The 15,362-nt window shown below is 51.4% G+C and carries 14 protein-coding genes; all 14 read right to left on the minus strand.

What is annotated here, in order from left to right; genetic code table 11:
- Nucleotides 1–48: 48 nt before the first annotated feature.
- The 14 genes from spoVT to mfd all read right to left on the minus strand — a co-directional run bounded on the left by spoVT (nt 49) and on the right by mfd (nt 15,259).
- The gene (gene spoVT / locus GOM71_RS17375) at nt 49–588 is read right to left on the minus strand and encodes a stage V sporulation protein T (protein ID WP_156283333.1); all 540 of its coding nucleotides are present in this window, start codon (nt 586–588) and stop codon (nt 49–51) included.
- Between the two features lie 409 nt (nt 589–997).
- Nucleotides 998–1,909 (minus strand): winged helix-turn-helix domain-containing protein, encoded by a 912-nt coding sequence (locus GOM71_RS17380; RefSeq protein WP_253944898.1) that lies wholly within the window; start codon nt 1,907–1,909, stop codon nt 998–1,000.
- A gap of 74 nt (nt 1,910–1,983) precedes the next feature.
- Nucleotides 1,984–2,175 carry a type II toxin-antitoxin system antitoxin gene (locus GOM71_RS17385; RefSeq protein ID WP_156283334.1) on the minus strand — a complete coding sequence of 64 codons (192 nt, stop codon included), beginning with the start codon at nt 2,173–2,175 and terminating at the stop codon, nt 1,984–1,986.
- 17 nt (nt 2,176–2,192) lie between these two features.
- A complete protein-coding gene (locus GOM71_RS17390; RefSeq protein ID WP_156283335.1) occupies nt 2,193–3,071 on the minus strand; it encodes an SPFH domain-containing protein in 879 nt (292 codons plus the stop codon).
- A gap of 150 nt (nt 3,072–3,221) precedes the next feature.
- Entirely contained in the window at nt 3,222–3,911 is a 690-nt protein-coding gene (locus GOM71_RS17395) for an SIMPL domain-containing protein (protein ID WP_216651767.1), read from the minus strand.
- 416 nt (nt 3,912–4,327) lie between these two features.
- The gene (locus GOM71_RS17400; protein ID WP_156283339.1) at nt 4,328–4,603 is read right to left on the minus strand and encodes an alpha/beta-type small acid-soluble spore protein; all 276 of its coding nucleotides are present in this window, start codon (nt 4,601–4,603) and stop codon (nt 4,328–4,330) included.
- Between the two features lie 97 nt (nt 4,604–4,700).
- Nucleotides 4,701–5,135 carry a hypothetical protein gene (locus tag GOM71_RS17405; protein ID WP_216651768.1) on the minus strand — a complete coding sequence of 145 codons (435 nt, stop codon included), beginning with the start codon at nt 5,133–5,135 and terminating at the stop codon, nt 4,701–4,703.
- Between the two features lie 121 nt (nt 5,136–5,256).
- On the minus strand, nt 5,257–5,961 hold the full coding sequence (gene urtE, locus GOM71_RS17410; RefSeq protein ID WP_156283344.1) for an urea ABC transporter ATP-binding subunit UrtE: 705 nt from the start codon (nt 5,959–5,961) through the stop codon (nt 5,257–5,259).
- The gene (urtD, locus tag GOM71_RS17415) at nt 5,939–6,715 is read right to left on the minus strand and encodes an urea ABC transporter ATP-binding protein UrtD (RefSeq protein ID WP_156283346.1); all 777 of its coding nucleotides are present in this window, start codon (nt 6,713–6,715) and stop codon (nt 5,939–5,941) included. The genes urtE and urtD overlap by 23 nt, the downstream gene beginning before the upstream one ends.
- 19 nt (nt 6,716–6,734) lie before the next feature.
- Nucleotides 6,735–7,811, minus strand: a complete 1,077-nt coding sequence (urtC, locus tag GOM71_RS17420; RefSeq protein ID WP_156283347.1) for an urea ABC transporter permease subunit UrtC — start codon at nt 7,809–7,811, stop codon at nt 6,735–6,737.
- A gap of 17 nt (nt 7,812–7,828) precedes the next feature.
- Nucleotides 7,829–8,734 carry an urea ABC transporter permease subunit UrtB gene (gene urtB, locus GOM71_RS17425; protein ID WP_156283348.1) on the minus strand — a complete coding sequence of 302 codons (906 nt, stop codon included), beginning with the start codon at nt 8,732–8,734 and terminating at the stop codon, nt 7,829–7,831.
- 127 nt (nt 8,735–8,861) lie between these two features.
- Nucleotides 8,862–10,115, minus strand: a complete 1,254-nt coding sequence (urtA, locus tag GOM71_RS17430; RefSeq protein ID WP_156283350.1) for an urea ABC transporter substrate-binding protein — start codon at nt 10,113–10,115, stop codon at nt 8,862–8,864.
- 446 nt (nt 10,116–10,561) lie between these two features.
- Complete coding sequence (locus tag GOM71_RS17435) at nt 10,562–11,656, minus strand: peptidylprolyl isomerase (RefSeq protein ID WP_156283352.1); 1,095 nt, start codon at nt 11,654–11,656, stop codon at nt 10,562–10,564.
- 69 nt (nt 11,657–11,725) lie between these two features.
- Nucleotides 11,726–15,259: a transcription-repair coupling factor gene (gene mfd / locus GOM71_RS17440; protein WP_156283353.1), complete on the minus strand. Its 3,534-nt coding sequence runs from the start codon at nt 15,257–15,259 to the stop codon at nt 11,726–11,728.
- Between the last annotated feature and the right edge of the window lie 103 nt (nt 15,260–15,362).

Consider the following 15,362-nt stretch of genomic DNA (forward strand, 5'->3'; position numbering starts at 1 on the left):
TCCGCATGCGTGTCTCGTACGCATCTCGAAGCCGAGGCCTTTGATTAGCTACTGTTCCATTTGCTTGGCGAGGAAGCCCGCAGCTGTCTCCGCCATTTTCGTTTCCATTTGCGACATTTTCACTGCTTCATCCTTGCTTAGCAAAACGACTGTGCCGATGGGATCGCCGCCCGCTACGATCGGAGCCGCCACATACGCTGTGTAGGCGTCATGCACATCTTTCACAATCTCGTACGTACCGGAACTGCCTTCAACCGTTTTGCGGTTCTCCATGCAATTTTCCAGCAGCGAGCCGATCTGTTTATCAAGCAGCTCTTTCTTGGATGCTCCTGCTACGGCGATGACCGTATCGCGGTCCGTAATAAGCGTGACATGATTGGTGCTCTCGAACAAGGATTCGGCATATTCCTTGGCAAAATCGCCGAGCTCGCCAATCGGAGAATATTTCTTGAGTATAACTTCACCATCGCGGTCTACAAATATTTCGAGCGGATCTCCTTCACGGATACGCAACGTACGGCGGATTTCCTTCGGAATCACCACACGCCCGAGATCATCGATGCGACGTACAATTCCAGTTGCTTTCATTTCATGTTGCCCCACTTTCCTAGAGGATTTTGAGTCGACTGGACATTACGGCTTTACAATGCACAAGCTGCAAGCAAGTCCCGCTTTATGAGCGGAAAAAATACGTATAGTAACGGAAACGTTGTGTCGTTCGGGCGAGGAACAGCGTATTGCGTCGTCGGCTGTTTTCCATTCGAGCGAGTTCGATAACGAATTCGTTGTGAATCTGACCATAGTATTCATCGGCTCCCATTTTCTTATGCACATTCCATTACAGTCGCCAAGCACTAATATCCTGCTATTGAACTTGTCCGCCTGTTCTTCCAGCTTTCCCCCCAAAATCAAAAAGCATCCCGCCTGTCCGCTAAGCGGAAAATAAAATAACGGTGCCAGGGAGGTCGCTCCCCGCACCGCTATTTATAATTTTCGATTAACCTTCAATGTATTGAAACAGCTTATCTTGAATGCGGTAAAGCGCATGCCGGCGAATGCCAAACGCCACCTGATTTTCTCCTTCAATATACGAGGTAATCAAGCCGGCGCTGCGCAAATTAAACAAATGATCATGCGTAATACCCTTCGACAGCTTCAAATGCTTGGAAATTTCAATAAAGGTTCGCGGTCCCGCGTTCAAGTATCGCAGTATTTTGAGACGGCTTTTTTCGCCCAGGCTGCGCAAAATCCGCAAATCCGGCGTCGGAATAACATCCTCGTCGCCCAAATAGAGACGCGTATTGTAATGAATCAGCAGCGTATCGTCATAATGATACAGGATCGTATAGGGCTGTGAATGGTATTGCGGAATAAGCAGCAGCTTATCCATCCCGCTGATCGGCTTAAAGATCAAGCCGTTCGTCGTCTCGTCCAGAAATGCTTCCTGCTTCATTCCGGTCAGCTTTTCCTGGCGGATACGCGCCTCCGTCCCTAACCCCGCGTCAATCGCTGGGTCCGCAAAACGGAAATACTGCTCGTTCCACCCTGTAAACACCGTTAGAAGCCGGGAACGAAACGCCTCCACATCTTCAGGAAACGGGTGGCTGTAGCCTGCGAATCGCTCCGCCATATCGGATGCGCTCATCTGCTCCAGCCAAGCCAGAAAAGATTCCGGACTGCTTGCTTCAGGCAGAGCGAGCATGGCAAGCAAATACGCCGATTTCCATTCATTGTCTACTTTCATCTCTTTGATCTTGGCTGCCAGCTCCGGGGTCAGCCTGGCTCTGGCCTCTTCTACCCAGGGCGTAGACAGCTCGATTCTTTTGTGATATTTGCTGCAAATATACGTATGAAAGCTCATCACCAGCTCAAAATAAGGCTCATACTGCACCTCTAAGCGCCAATTCAATGGTTGCACCTCATTCCATTCCAACAGTCTATCTCATTATTATGGAGTTGGACAGAACAGTCAATCGGAGACTCTTATTCCGATTCCGAAGGCGGCTTATTGGCAAGAGGAGACTTTGGCAGCCTTCCGGCTTTTCCAAGCGCTTCCCTTAGAAGAAACTCAATATGGCCGTTGACGCTGCGGAATTCATCATTCGCCCACTGCTCCAGCGCGCGATGAAGATCGGGATCCAGACGCAGCGCGAAAGCTTTCTTTTCTTTCCCCATAACCGGTTCCTTCTTCCTTAGCTATACAGCGATCCAGTATTGATAACCGGCGTCGCCGAACGGTCGGAAACGATCGCAACCATTAAGTTGTTAACCATCGCCGCGCGCCGCTCGACATCAAGATCGATCCCGCTTTCCTCCAATTGCTTCAGCGCAGACTCCACCATGCCTACAGCGCCTTCCACAATTTTTTGCCTAGCCGATACGATCGCAATCGCCTGCTGGCGCTGCAGCATCGCGCTGGCGATTTCAGGTGCGTAAGCCAGGTGCGTAAGCCTCGTTTCCAGCACTTGAACGCCGGCAACCGACAATCGCTCCTGCAGCTCCTTCATCAATTCCTCAGCCACTTCGTCGGCATTTCCCCGGAGCGAGAATGCGCTCGTATTTTCGAATGTATCATAAGCATATTGCGCCGCAATGTGCCTGATTGCCGTCTCGCTTTGAATTTCTACAAAGCGCTCATAGTTGTCGACGTCGAAGGTCGCTTTAGCCGAATCAGTAACTTTGAAAACGACGACAGCGCCAATCTCAATCGGGTTGCCCTCAGCGTCGTTTACTTTCAGCGTCTGGCTGTTAAAGTTGCGCACTTTCAGCGATACGCGAACTTTCTTTGTAAACGGAATGACCATCCACATGCCGCTCTTCGCTACCGTTCCAATATAGGTGCCAAAAAACGTAATGATCTTGGACTCGTTCGGCTGAACAATAGTCAGCGACGAGCTCGCAACGATACCTAACACCAGAATAACTGCGCCAAGGACGATTTGCGTTGTATTTGCAGCCTCCTCCTCAGGCATCGAGCCCAGAGCGATCAGGGCAGCCCCGCCTATAATAGCTGCCAGCACAAAGACAAATGCCAAAAAACCATTCATATACCAAGCTTGTTTTTCTCTCATATTCAGCACCCCTTATATTATTTTGATATTTAAATGATATCACTTTTTACAGTATTAGTAAACCACCAAAATTTAAAATGCGCATTTCATAAAAAAATAACCCGCCGCAATTTCGCGACAGGCTGTTTTCATTGCTTCTATGTTCGTGTTTTACACGACCGAAAACCACGCTCGAACAGACGAGCGGACCGTCAATTGTCCGGGCTCAATCGGGGTAACCTCGCTCGCTAAAGCAACGGCGGCTTTAAAAGGCACAGGCTCCGATGAAGCTTGAAGCTCGCGGACATAAGTAGGAACTGAAGCAATCGCCACGCCTAAAGTCCCTGCAATCGTCGCCGCTTTCACCTGGGCGTCCTTAACGGCCCGCGATAGCGCCTCGTTCGTTGGCACAGCGCCGCTTTGCAAGCCGAAGCGGATGCTCACAATCGTATTTGCCCCATGCAATATGGCAGTATCGACAATCGCCCCCGCCTGATCCACTTTATCCGTCGTGATGCGGAGCAGATGAACAACTTTAAATCCGCGAAACACCTGCTGCCCGTCCGGGTAATCGTACTGCATCTCAATCCGATAATCCGACGTCTGAATTTGATCGCGCGGCACGCCCTCTTCAATTAAAGCGTCAATGATGCTGACAATGGCTGCGTCATTTTCCTCCTGCGCTGCGCTCAACTCCTTGCCCTCTGTCTCGACGCCAAGCACGATCACCGCCTGATCGGGCGCAACCGATACGCTCCCTTCGCCGACTGCTTCAATGACCGCATGCGGGCGCGAATAGTAGGAATGCTGCGCCGCGCTGCTATTTCCGTTGAAATTTCCGCCATAATAACCGTAGTACATCGCCGATCCCCTCTCCATACTTGCATACTATCATTGTATGGGGAGCCACAGTCGGACATTCGCCAACAATTACAGACTTGCATAACCGCCTCTCCCTCGCCCCTTTCAGCTGAACCCCTGTCTTTGCGAAGCTGTTTCGCAATTTAACGAACCAATTTTCGCTGCTGAGCCCCGTCAGCTCCCAGAAACTCGTCATAGCGAACAATTTATCGCTAATAGCGAAACAAGGATCTCCAACAGCGAATCCCTCTTCGCTATTCGGTCAAAACAGCCCAGACCCTAATTGACAGCCCAAATTTATGAAGAAGCCTTCGCTGTATAGCGAACCAGGTTCATTAACCAGCCTAACCTAGCCGCAAATGAAAAAAAGCTGTCCCCAGACAGCCATACGGCCGCCGAAAACAGCTTCCTCACCATTATTGTTTCGTAAGCTTTTCTTGCGCCAGACGGATCATCTCACGTACCATCGAACCGCCGATGCGGCCGCCAATATGACCGGCATCCTCCGTTTTCAAATCGCCGTTATCCCCTTGCTTCAGCGTTATGCCGAGCTCTTCTGCGACCTCATACTTCACATCATCCGGACGATTCGGATTCACATTATATCCTTCCTTGCGCATCACTTCAGTCTTAAATTGCTGCATCGCCTGTCTTGCCTCCGGCACAAGCAGCTTTCGATTTCTTCTCGCCATCTTCGCACCGCCTTCCAAACGCCAAATATACAGCTTCTTATAAAGCATTTCCTCGCAGCTGCACATTTATGAAGATGAAGATGTGAAGAGACTTAAGCTATTTCCCAGCCTCCTGCTGTTTCCAATATTTCTCCTCAAAATATTCCAACAGTCTATTTGGATCTTCGGTTTGCAACACGATGTCTTTGCTTTCGAATACGAATATTTGAGGAAAATCTCCCAATTGAAAAATGTCTTTATAATTAAAATCATGGTCATCCCTCACATCTATGAAGGAAACATTCGTTACTATATTTTCCGGCATAAAAAGGTTGTTAATCCGATTTATATTCCCGTTCAACAACGTTACGAATGAGTTTTCCAGTGATTTATCTGTAAACACGATGATAGAACCATTATGTTTCTGGTTTTCTAACAATGTGTCGATCGCCCGCTCCTTCTGATCAGCTTTTGAACAACCTGCCACTACTAATACTGCGGCAAATATAATGGTAATAATTTTAATTTTGTGCAACCCTTTACCTCCTGCCATGTCTTACTCATCGGACACCTTTCATTATACTCAATAACGAGGAATATCTAAATAGTTCCAATTCGCCTTCTTTTTATAACAAAAAAGCCGCCCGCAACATGGGCAGCTCTCAATTTCCAACTCAAACCGTCAAATACTTCTTAATGACTTCTTCGCCAAGCGCCTCTAAGCCGCCTTCCCACGCGACAGCTCCTTTATCGAGCACATAGAAGTAATCGCCTACGCTTTTCACAAAATCGAGACTTTGCTCTACCAGCAAAATCGACGTCTTGCCGTCCGCTTTAATCGACCGGATAACGTCGCGGATATCGTCAACGATCGACGGCTGGATGCCTTCGCACGGCTCATCGAGCAGCAACAGCTCCGGCTTCGACGCGAGCGCACGGGCGAACGCCAGCTGCTGCTGCTGCCCGCCGCTCAAATCGCCGCCGCGCCTCGTGTACATCGTCGGCAGCACGGGAAACTTCGCGATCGCTTCCTCCGGTATGGATCGTGACCGCACGCCTTTCTCGCGGGAAGCTTCCAGTCCGACCATAATGTTCTCATATACGGTCAGCTGTCCGAAAATCTCGCGCCCTTGCGGCACATAGCCGATACCGCTCCGCGCGCGGCGGCCCGGCGCCGCCTTCGTGAGCTCCTGCCCGCCATAGAGAACCGTACCTTTGCGCGCCTTGAGCAAACCCATAATGCTTTTCATCAGCGTCGTCTTTCCGACGCCGTTCCGTCCCATCAGGCAGACAACCTGCCCCGGCTGCACCTTTAACGAAACATCGCGCAAAATGACGCTTTCTCCATATCCCGCTTCAAGCTGTTGAACGGCTAGCATCCGCATCCCGCCTTTTCCCCAAGTAAACCTCCGCTACGCGGTCATCCCGCTGCACCTCTTCCATCGTCCCTTCCTTGAGCAGCTTCCCTTCGTGCATGACGGTAACCTTGCTCGCGAAATTGCGAACAAACTCCATATCATGCTCGACCACCACAATTGAGCGGTGACGGGCGATCTCAATGAGCAGCTCGCCCGTTTTGTCCGTCTCTTTATCCGTCATGCCGGCAACCGGCTCATCAAGCAGCAGCACCTCCGGCTCCTGAAGCAGCATCATGCCGATCTCCAACCACTGCTTCTCGCCGTGCGACAAACCGCCCGCCCGCCAATCGGCTTTATCCTGCAAGCCGATCATGACGAGCTGCCGCTCAATGCGCTCCCGCTCCTCCGCTTTCATCCTCGCGAACATCACCGTGAACACGCCACGCCGCTGGCGCATCGCGATCTCCAGGTTCTCGAACACCGTCATCGACGGAAAAATCGACGGCGCTTGGAACTTGCGGCCGATGCCAAGCTCGGCGATCTGATGCTCTTTTTTCTTCGCGATATCGATCGATTGCTTGAAGGTAACCGTGCCCGCCGTCGGCTTCACTTTGCCGCATATGACATCCAGCATTGTCGTTTTGCCTGCCCCATTCGGGCCGATCAAGAAACGAAGCTCCCCTTTCAGCAATTGCAGACTCATGCCCTGGATCGCTTTGAACCCGTCGAATGCGACCGTCACATCGTCACACTGCAGGATACTCGATTCTTTCATGGTTAGCGCCCTCCTCACATCAGGATCTTTGAGCGGAGCTCAAAGTCACTCGTTTTCCCCTGCTGAACTTGATTTTGCTTGCCAGCCCCGCAATACCGTTCGGCAAAAATACAACGACAATGATAAATACTGCGCCAAGGAAATAAGTCCAGCCTTCCGGATACGTCGTGCTGAACTCGCTTTTCGCCCAGTTCATCAGCACTGCTCCCAATGCAGCGCCAATGAGCGTGCCGCGGCCGCCGATCGCCACCCACAGCACCATCTCGATTGAAGGAACGATCCCCATCATCGAAGGGGAAATGATGCCGACATGCAGCACAAACAGCATCCCCGCAATTCCCGCCACAGCAGCAGACACCGTGAATACAACCATTTGATACACCGCCGGATTATAGCCGATAAAACGAACCCGGTTCTCGCCGTCGCGAATGGCACGAAGCACCTTGCCGAACCGGCTTTTGACGATATAGCGGCATAGAATGAACACAGCGATCAGCACAGCTGCCGTCACCCAGTACAGCATTCGTTTCGTGTCGGGCGAAGCGATCGATTCCCCTACTATTTTGCTATACCCCGTCACGCCATTCGTACCGCCCGTATAAGCCTGCTGGCCGACGAGCAACGTAGTCGTAATAATGACAAGAGCCTGCGTAAGAATGGTGAAGTAAACGCCGCGAATCCGGTTACGGAACGTGAAATAACCCAAGAACAGCGCTAAAGCGGCAGGCATGAGCACACCCATCAATACCGCAAAGCCAAAGCTTTCGAACGGCTTCCAAAAAAACGGCAGCTCGGAAAGTCCGCTCCAGCCCATAAAATCGGGCAGCTTCCCGCCGCTTGCCTCCAGCTTCAAGTACATTGCCATTGCATAAGCGCCAAGGCCGAAGAAGATGCCATGCCCTAAGCTAAGAATGCCGGTAAAACCCCATATTAGATCCAAGCCTAGCGCAACAATGGCAAAGGCAAGAAATTTAGCAAGCAGATTCAACCGGAAATCGCTCAGAAACATCGGGGCCGAGAAAAGCGCAGCCGCCGCTGCAGCATAGCCTGCAAGCAGCCAAATGCGCTGGGGCGTCATTTTTTTAAGCGTCAGCATCAGGTCTTCACCTCTCTCTATGAGTCAAGCGAACGCGAGCGCATCGCGACGAATCCCATCGGTCTCCATTGCAGGAAAGCAACGATACAGAGGAATACGAGCACCTTGCCGAGCGAAGCATTCGTCCAATATTCGAACATCGTATTGAATATGCCGATCCCCGCCGCGCCAAGCACGGTGCCAACCAGCTTGCCGACGCCGCCGAGCACAACAACCATAAAGGCATCGACAATATAGTACGTGCCAAGAGACGGTCCGATCGGACCAAGCAGCGTTAGCGCGCAACCGGCTATGCCGGCAATACCTGAGCCTATCGCAAACGTCATCGCATCCACGCGGCGCGTCGATACGCCAAGGCATGCGGCCATGTCGCGATTTTGCATAACCGCTCTCATTCGGCGCCCCTCTAGGCTGCGATAAATATAGAAATACATCGCGAGCAGCGTAATGAAGACCAGCCCGATAATAAACAAACGCTTGTAAGGAAGAACCGCGCCAACTATACTCACTCCTCCGTCGAGCCAGCTTGGGCTTGTGACCGCAACGTTCGGAGCGCCGAATATCGATCTGGCGAGCTGCTGCAGCACGAGACCGACTCCCCAAGTCGCAAGCAGGCTGTCAAGCGGTCTGCCGTAAAGAAAACGAATCAAGCTCATTTCAAGGAAGAGACCGAAACCGAAAGCAATTAGAAAGCTGAAAGGTATTGCAAGCACGAAGTACCAATCGAACATCGACTTCGGCAAATAGTCGTTAAATAAATTTTGCGTCAAGTAGGTGGAATACGCGCCGATCATAATGAGCTCGCCGTGCGCCATATTGATGACTTTCATCAAGCCGAACGTAATCGCAAGCCCAAGCGCGATCAACAGAAGGATCGAACTAACGCTCAGCCCGTTGAACAACTGCAGCGTGAACACTTCCATATGCCTTCAACTCCTTCATGATTTGCGCAACGGATAACAAGAGAGGGAGTATCCGCAGCCAATTTCTCCGAATACTCCCTCATCTTTAGCCGCATGACATGTCGCCATTAGCTGCTTTCCGCTTACGCTACTCCGTCGGCTTGATGCTCGCCGCCCACTCGTAGCCCTTCAAGTAAGGGTCCGGCTTCACCGCGCTTCCGGAATTCCACAGCTCTTTAAATTGTCCGTCAGCTTGAACCTCGCCGATCCGAACGGTTTTGTAAATATGCTGCGTCTCACCGTCGATTTTCACTTTGCCTTCCGGAGCATCCCACTCGAGATCCTTCGCCGCTTCTTTCACTTTCGCTACATCAGTCGAGCCGGCTTTCTCCACTGCCGCTTTCCATAAGTACACCGCTGCGTAGCCCGCTTCGATCGGATCGGCCGTAACGCGGTCTTCGCCGTATTTCTTCTTATAGTTTTCAACGAAACTTTTGTTCGCCGGGGTATCTGTCGTTTGGTAATAGTTCCATGCCGCCAGGTGGCCTTGCAGCACATCGACGCCGATGCCGCGAATTTCTTCTTCGGCTACCGATACGGACAACGTCGTAATATCTTCCGCCGAAATGCCCGCGTCTTTCAACTGCTTGAAGAAAGCCACGTTGCTGTCGCCGTTCAATGTGTTGAATACAACGTCCGGCTTGGCTTCTTTAATTTTGCTGATAATCGTACTGTAGTCGGTGTGGCCGAGCGGCGTGTATTCTTCTCCGACCATTTCTCCGCCCTTCGCTTTTAGCTGCTCTTTAATGATGAGGTTAGCCGTGCGCGGGAACACATAGTCAGAGCCAAGCAGGTAGAACTTCTTGCCGCGATTCTCAAGCAGCCAGTCGACAGCCGGAACGATCTGCTGGTTCGTAGTAGCGCCTGTATAGAAAATGTTAGGGGAAGCTTCAAGACCTTCATATTGAACCGGATACCAGAGCAAGCCGTTCAATTCCTCGAAGACCGGCTTCATCGCTTTACGGCTGGAGGAAGTCCATCCGCCGAATACGGTAGCGACTTTATCCTCGGAGATAAGCTTGCGCGCTTTCTCCGCGAAAGTCGGCCAGTCGGATGCGCCGTCTTCTTCGACCGGAACGATCTTCTTGCCGAGTACGCCGCCGGCCGCATTGATTTCCTCGATCGCCATAATCTCGGCATCGCGTACAGAAACTTCGCTTATAGCCATCGTTCCGCTTAACGAATGTAGCACGCCGACTTTAATAACGTCTTCTGCTGCCGCCTCCGTACCGCCCGTTTCTGATGTGGTGGATACCGGTTCCTCATTGTTGCCGCAAGCCGCCAGCAACATGCTAAGCATTACCGTGACCAAGCCCATCTGATAAAACCACTTCTTTTTCATCTCTCCACTCCCCAACGCCTCTATATTTTTGTTTAATTCACGAACATTTACATGGAACTTGTTGGTAATGTTCGTATCATTATTATAGGGGGATTGAGTTTTTTGTGTCAATATATGTGACATTAAAAATCAAAAATCGGAACAAAAAGGGATGAATCAGCACAATCCCTTCTCTTTTTCGCCAAAATATATGAATATACATCACATAATAATGACACAAATCAACTATATATTACATATATATAACATAACTAGTCATAGCAGCCCCTTTCTTAACACCTCAAGCTCTAAGATCATCTTCGACCTTACATTCCCTCGAAACAGCCCAAAATAAAAAGCTGCCCTCGACCGGCCATAAGAGCCGGACAAGGACAGCTTTAGTTATTCGTGAAACGATTGCTAATGCAGCCAACGGGCAGCCTAGCTCGTTTACGCTCGATTGTTCATTACTTTGCTTCAGCAGATGGCGAAGGAGAAGCCGACACTTCTGGCGATGCAGACGCTTCCGGCGACGCCGATGCGTCAGGAGCTGCCGACGCGCTAGGCGACGGAGACGGCTCAGGAAGCGTAATTTTCACTTCTTGCTTCGGCATTTCTTCCGTCATAAACGTATTCATGTGCGCGTAAGCAACCGCGCTTTTCACCGATTCTTTCGTCTTTTCATCCAGATCGGCGTACGCTTTCATGTCGCGCTTCTCAACCAAAATGACATGATAGCCGTACTCGGTTTCAACAGGATCGCCAATTACGCCAACCTTTTGCTCCAGAGCCGCTTTCTTGAAGCCTTCTACCCAGTCGCCAGCATTGGCATTCTCGTATAGACCGCCAGAATCCTTCGAACCGGTGTCATCGGAGTATTCTTTCGCGATTTCATCCCAGCTTCCGCCGGCATCAAGCTTCGCTTTTGCTTCTTTCGCGCGTTTCAACGCTTCCTCGGACGTGCGCTTCTCTTCGCCCGTCGAAGGGTCCGTTGTCGCAACAAGCACGTGGCGAACCGTTACCGGGTTGTAGTTCCCGCCGTTTTTCTCGTACTCGGCTTTCATTTCGTCTTCCGTAACTTTCGAATTCATATGCTCAACGACGACGAGCATCAAGCTCAGATACGCCTTTACATCCGCATTCGTTATTTCTTTTTCTTCAAGCGTTTTCTTCAGTTCGGCTTGCTCTTCAATTGCCTTCTCGAAGTCCTTGAATTGCTTATCTACTTCTTTTTTAGCTTTCTTTAACGTCTCTTTGGAAGCCTGTCCAGCAAGAATTTTGTAGGATATAAACTGCTGCAGCAACTGTTCCTTGAATTGAGGAATTTCTAAAACTTGCTCATACCCAGGCTGCATAATGTTGAACACGCCCAAATATTTATTCAATTCGGGTTCCGTTACATTGCCGTCTTTATAGGTGGCGACCTTCGTTCCTTCGCCTGCGCCGGCAAACGTATAATTAACGTTCGTACCGCAACCCGCTAGAAGCGTCATGACAAGCACTGCAATGACAACAAGCAGCGCTCTTCTGCGCCATGCCGATCCTTGTTTAATCTGAAACATGTTGAATCCCCTTTCAATTTAAGAAGTTGTTTGTATTGTAACAGAAAACGACTCCGCATTGCGAATTTTCTAACCCGATGTCGCATCCTGCAGCGTTTCCGCTCCGATCCGCGCCTCGCTGAACGACTTCAAAAACCGCTCAAGCAGCTGCAGCTTCTGATCCATCTCCAAACCCTTGCCTCGCAACAGCAGCGACGGATATTCATCCTTCTGGCTATTGCTCAGACGGAACCGATTTTCAAACTTCAGGCACAGCTGATCGCCTTTGGACGAATCGATCCGTTTATGCTCCCGCTCGGCGAACCGCACGATAAGATCGTCCTGTTTTTGGCTGATCTGTTCAATGCCATATAAGCTGCCGTATACCTTCAAGCGGGCAACCGACAGCAAATTGTCGACGGCCTGCGGTAAATTGCCGAACCGGTCGATCATTTCCTCGGCCAAATCATCCGCTTCGTCGAAGGAACGAACCGTAGCGACCTTTTTGTAAATTTCGATTTTTTGAATGCTGTCGTAAATGTAGTCGGACGGCAAGTACGCATCAACGCTCACGTCGATCAACGTGCTGACAGCGCGCTCTTCCTTCACTTCAACGCCGTCCATCGACGCTTTCCGCGCGGCAATCTCATCGGCCAGCATTTGCGAATACAGATCGAAGCCGACGGAGGCAATATAGCCATGCTGCTCGGCGCCAAGCAAGTTGCCCGCGCCGCGAATCGCCAGGTCGCGCATCGCAATTTTGAAGCCGGAGCCAAGCTCGGTGAATTCCTTGATCGACTGCAGCCGCTTCTCCGCGACTTCAGTCAGCACCTTGTCCCGTTGGTAGGTGAAATAGGCATAAGCGATCCGGTTTGAGCGGCCAACCCTTCCGCGCAGCTGATAAAGCTGGGACAGCCCCATTTTGTCCGCATCATGCACAATAAGCGTGTTTACGTTCGGAATGTCGACGCCGGTCTCGATAATGCTTGTGCTGACTAGCACATCGGATTCGCCGTCCAGGAAGTCGAGTATCGTCTTCTCCAGCTCCTGCTCCGACATTTGGCCATGCCCTACCGCTACTTTGGCGTCCGGAACGAGCGAATTGATCAGCTCTGCCATTTGATAGATGCCTTGCACCCGATTGTACAAATAGTAGACTTGCCCGCCGCGGGCAAGCTCGCGTTCAATCGCTTCCCGCACAAGGGAAGTGTTGTATTCAACGACATAGGTTTGCACTGGAAAACGGTTCTCCGGCGGCGTCTCGATAACGGACAAGTCGCGCACGCCGAGCATCGACATGTGCAGCGTCCGCGGAATCGGCGTTGCCGTCAGCGTCAGCACGTCGACATTGGTTTTCAGCTTTTTCAGCTTTTCCTTATGCGACACGCCGAACCGCTGCTCCTCATCGACAATGAGCAGTCCCAAATCTTTAAATATAATATCTTGCGACAGAAGGCGATGCGTCCCGATAACCACATCGACCGTTCCCGCCTTCAGTCCCTTCATCGTTTCGTTCTGCTCCTTGCGGGAGCGGAATCGGCTCAGCACTTGAATGTTGAACGGATAGCCGGAGAAACGCTCGCGGAACGTCTCATAATGCTGCTGGGCCAGAATGGTCGTCGGCACGAGAATCGCGACCTGTTTGCCCTCGATTGCCGCTTTAAACGCCGCGCGGACAGCCACTTCGGTTTTGCCGTAGCCGACATCGCCGCACAGAAGCCGGTCCATCGGCTGCGACTTCTCCATGTCCTTCTTAATTTCTTCAATCGCTCGAAGCTGATCGCGAGTCTCGTCATACGGAAACATCGCTTCGAATTCGTTCTGATAGGCTGTATCCGAGCTAAACGCGAAGCCCGGCGCCGATTGGCGTTCCGCATACAGCTTGATCAAATCGTCGGCGATGTCTTTAACCGACGCGCGCACTTTATTTTTCGCCCGAGTCCACTCGCTGCCGCCGAGCTTGTTGATCTTCGGCTCTTTCTCCTCCGACCCGACATACTTCTGAATCATGTCGACCTGTTCGATCGGAACGGACAGCTTATCTCCGCCAGCGTAAATAATATGCAAATAGTCTTTATGGATGCCGGCAATTTCGAGCGTGCCGATGCCTACATATTTGCCGATGCCGTGGTTCTGGTGGACGACATAATCGCCAACCTTGAGCTCAGTATAGCTTTTAATCCGCTCGGCGTTGTCAATCTTCTGATCGACGCGACGCGCCTTGCGCTGCTTCTGCGAGAACATCTCGCCTTCGGTAATGACGACCAAATGCGAGGAAGGCAGCTCAAAGCCGGATTGCAGGTTGCCCTCAATCAGCGTTGGCGGTTCGATATGATAGTCTTGAAGAACGCGGCGCATCCGGTCCATTCGCTCAGCATTGCCTGCCAGCATCATCACGTTCGCGCCAGTCTTGCGCCAGCGATCCATCTCCGCCTTGAGCACGTTCATCTGACCATGGAAATTTTGCATCGCACGGCTTGTCATGTTCAGAATATTTTGCGGCTGCGTATGCGGAATTTGGCGCAGGAACAGCGACAAGAACAGCGTCTGGAAAGGGCGGTGATGCAAAACTTCATCCGTCGCCCGCGCCAGCGTAAAGCTTGGCAGCGACTTGCCGTTCGAGAGCAAATGCGTCGCCCATTCCGCTTCATCCCGCTCCAATTGTTTTGCCGTCTCAATCAAACGGGTCGGTTCATCGAGAATGAGAAGCGTATCTTCAGGCACATAGTCAAGCAGCGTCTGGCGCTCCGGATATAGCAAAGAAATATATTTATAGATTTCTGCAAAATAGACATGCTCCCGCAGCTTCTCAATCTCGCCGCCAATTTCCGTACGCAGGCGGTCTTTCGCCGTCCGGTCCGTCATTTTGTCCAATTGAGCCTCAAGCAGCGACGCTGCATGATCGGCAGCCGATTTGAACCGGCGCTCATCGGCCAGCAGCTCCTGGCAAGGCGGCACAATCAGCTCTTGCAGATTGTCCTGCGAGCGTTGATCGGCAGGATCGAAGGCACGAATCGAATCCACATCGTCGCCAAACCATTCGATCCGATACGCGGATTGCGACGTAAGCGGATAGAAGTCCACAATGCCGCCGCGTACGCTCATCTCGCCTCGGGATTCTACGCGGTCAGCGCGCACATAGCCGACACCGGCCATTTGCCGCAAGAACGCATCCATCGACCGTGATTCGCCGACACGCACTTCAATTCTCGCTCCGGACATGACGCCCTTAATCGGCTGATAGCGGCGGACGCCGGAAAAGGGCACAACAACAATCCCGCGAAAGCCTTCGGACAGCTTGATCAGCACATCCATTCGCTGCGCAAGCGTCTCGGGACTCGAGATCGCCGCTTCAGCAGCTACAAGCTCATTGGCGGGATATAAAAGCACTTCTTTAGAAGAAAAGCATTCCTGCAAATCTTCGGCGATTTTTTGCGCAGCGTACATATTGTGAGTCACAACAAGCAGCGGCCGTTCAACATCCGCTTTAACAGCGGCGACAAGCACTTGTCTGGAAGAGCCTGCGAGCCCCGACACCATCTGCTCCCGCATCCCTTTTCGAACGCCGGCAATAATAGACTGCACATCCGGATCGGCGGCAAAAGCCTGTACTAACGCTTTCAAAACAGTAGGCACCTCGTTTCTATGCCGCCCATAGGCGACAAAAGCCCATTATATATAATAGACAATAATGATGAACGGAGTATGTATAACTCCTATCCAAGCA

Source organism: Paenibacillus sp. NEAU-GSW1, assembly GCF_009737085.1.
Classification (GTDB): Bacteria; Bacillota; Bacilli; order Paenibacillales; family Paenibacillaceae; genus Pristimantibacillus.

Coding starts and splice junctions, on each gene's coding strand:
- urtD (WP_156283346.1), bottom strand. CDS start 6,715: ATGAAAGAATCGAGTATCCTGCAGTGTGACGATGTGACGGTCGCATTC.
- GOM71_RS17395 (WP_216651767.1), bottom strand. CDS start 3,911: ATGTACTACGGTTATTATGGCGGAAATTTCAACGGAAATAGCAGCGCG.
- GOM71_RS17435 (WP_156283352.1), bottom strand. CDS start 11,656: ATGTTTCAGATTAAACAAGGATCGGCATGGCGCAGAAGAGCGCTGCTT.
- spoVT (WP_156283333.1), bottom strand. CDS start 588: ATGAAAGCAACTGGAATTGTACGTCGCATCGATGATCTCGGGCGTGTG.
- GOM71_RS17390 (WP_156283335.1), bottom strand. CDS start 3,071: ATGAGAGAAAAACAAGCTTGGTATATGAATGGTTTTTTGGCATTTGTC.
- GOM71_RS17400 (WP_156283339.1), bottom strand. CDS start 4,603: ATGGCGAGAAGAAATCGAAAGCTGCTTGTGCCGGAGGCAAGACAGGCG.
- urtE (WP_156283344.1), bottom strand. CDS start 5,961: ATGCTAGCCGTTCAACAGCTTGAAGCGGGATATGGAGAAAGCGTCATT.
- GOM71_RS17405 (WP_216651768.1), bottom strand. CDS start 5,135: ATGGCAGGAGGTAAAGGGTTGCACAAAATTAAAATTATTACCATTATA.
- urtC (WP_156283347.1), bottom strand. CDS start 7,811: ATGCTGACGCTTAAAAAAATGACGCCCCAGCGCATTTGGCTGCTTGCA.
- urtB (WP_156283348.1), bottom strand. CDS start 8,734: ATGGAAGTGTTCACGCTGCAGTTGTTCAACGGGCTGAGCGTTAGTTCG.
- urtA (WP_156283350.1), bottom strand. CDS start 10,115: ATGAAAAAGAAGTGGTTTTATCAGATGGGCTTGGTCACGGTAATGCTT.
- GOM71_RS17385 (WP_156283334.1), bottom strand. CDS start 2,175: ATGGGGAAAGAAAAGAAAGCTTTCGCGCTGCGTCTGGATCCCGATCTT.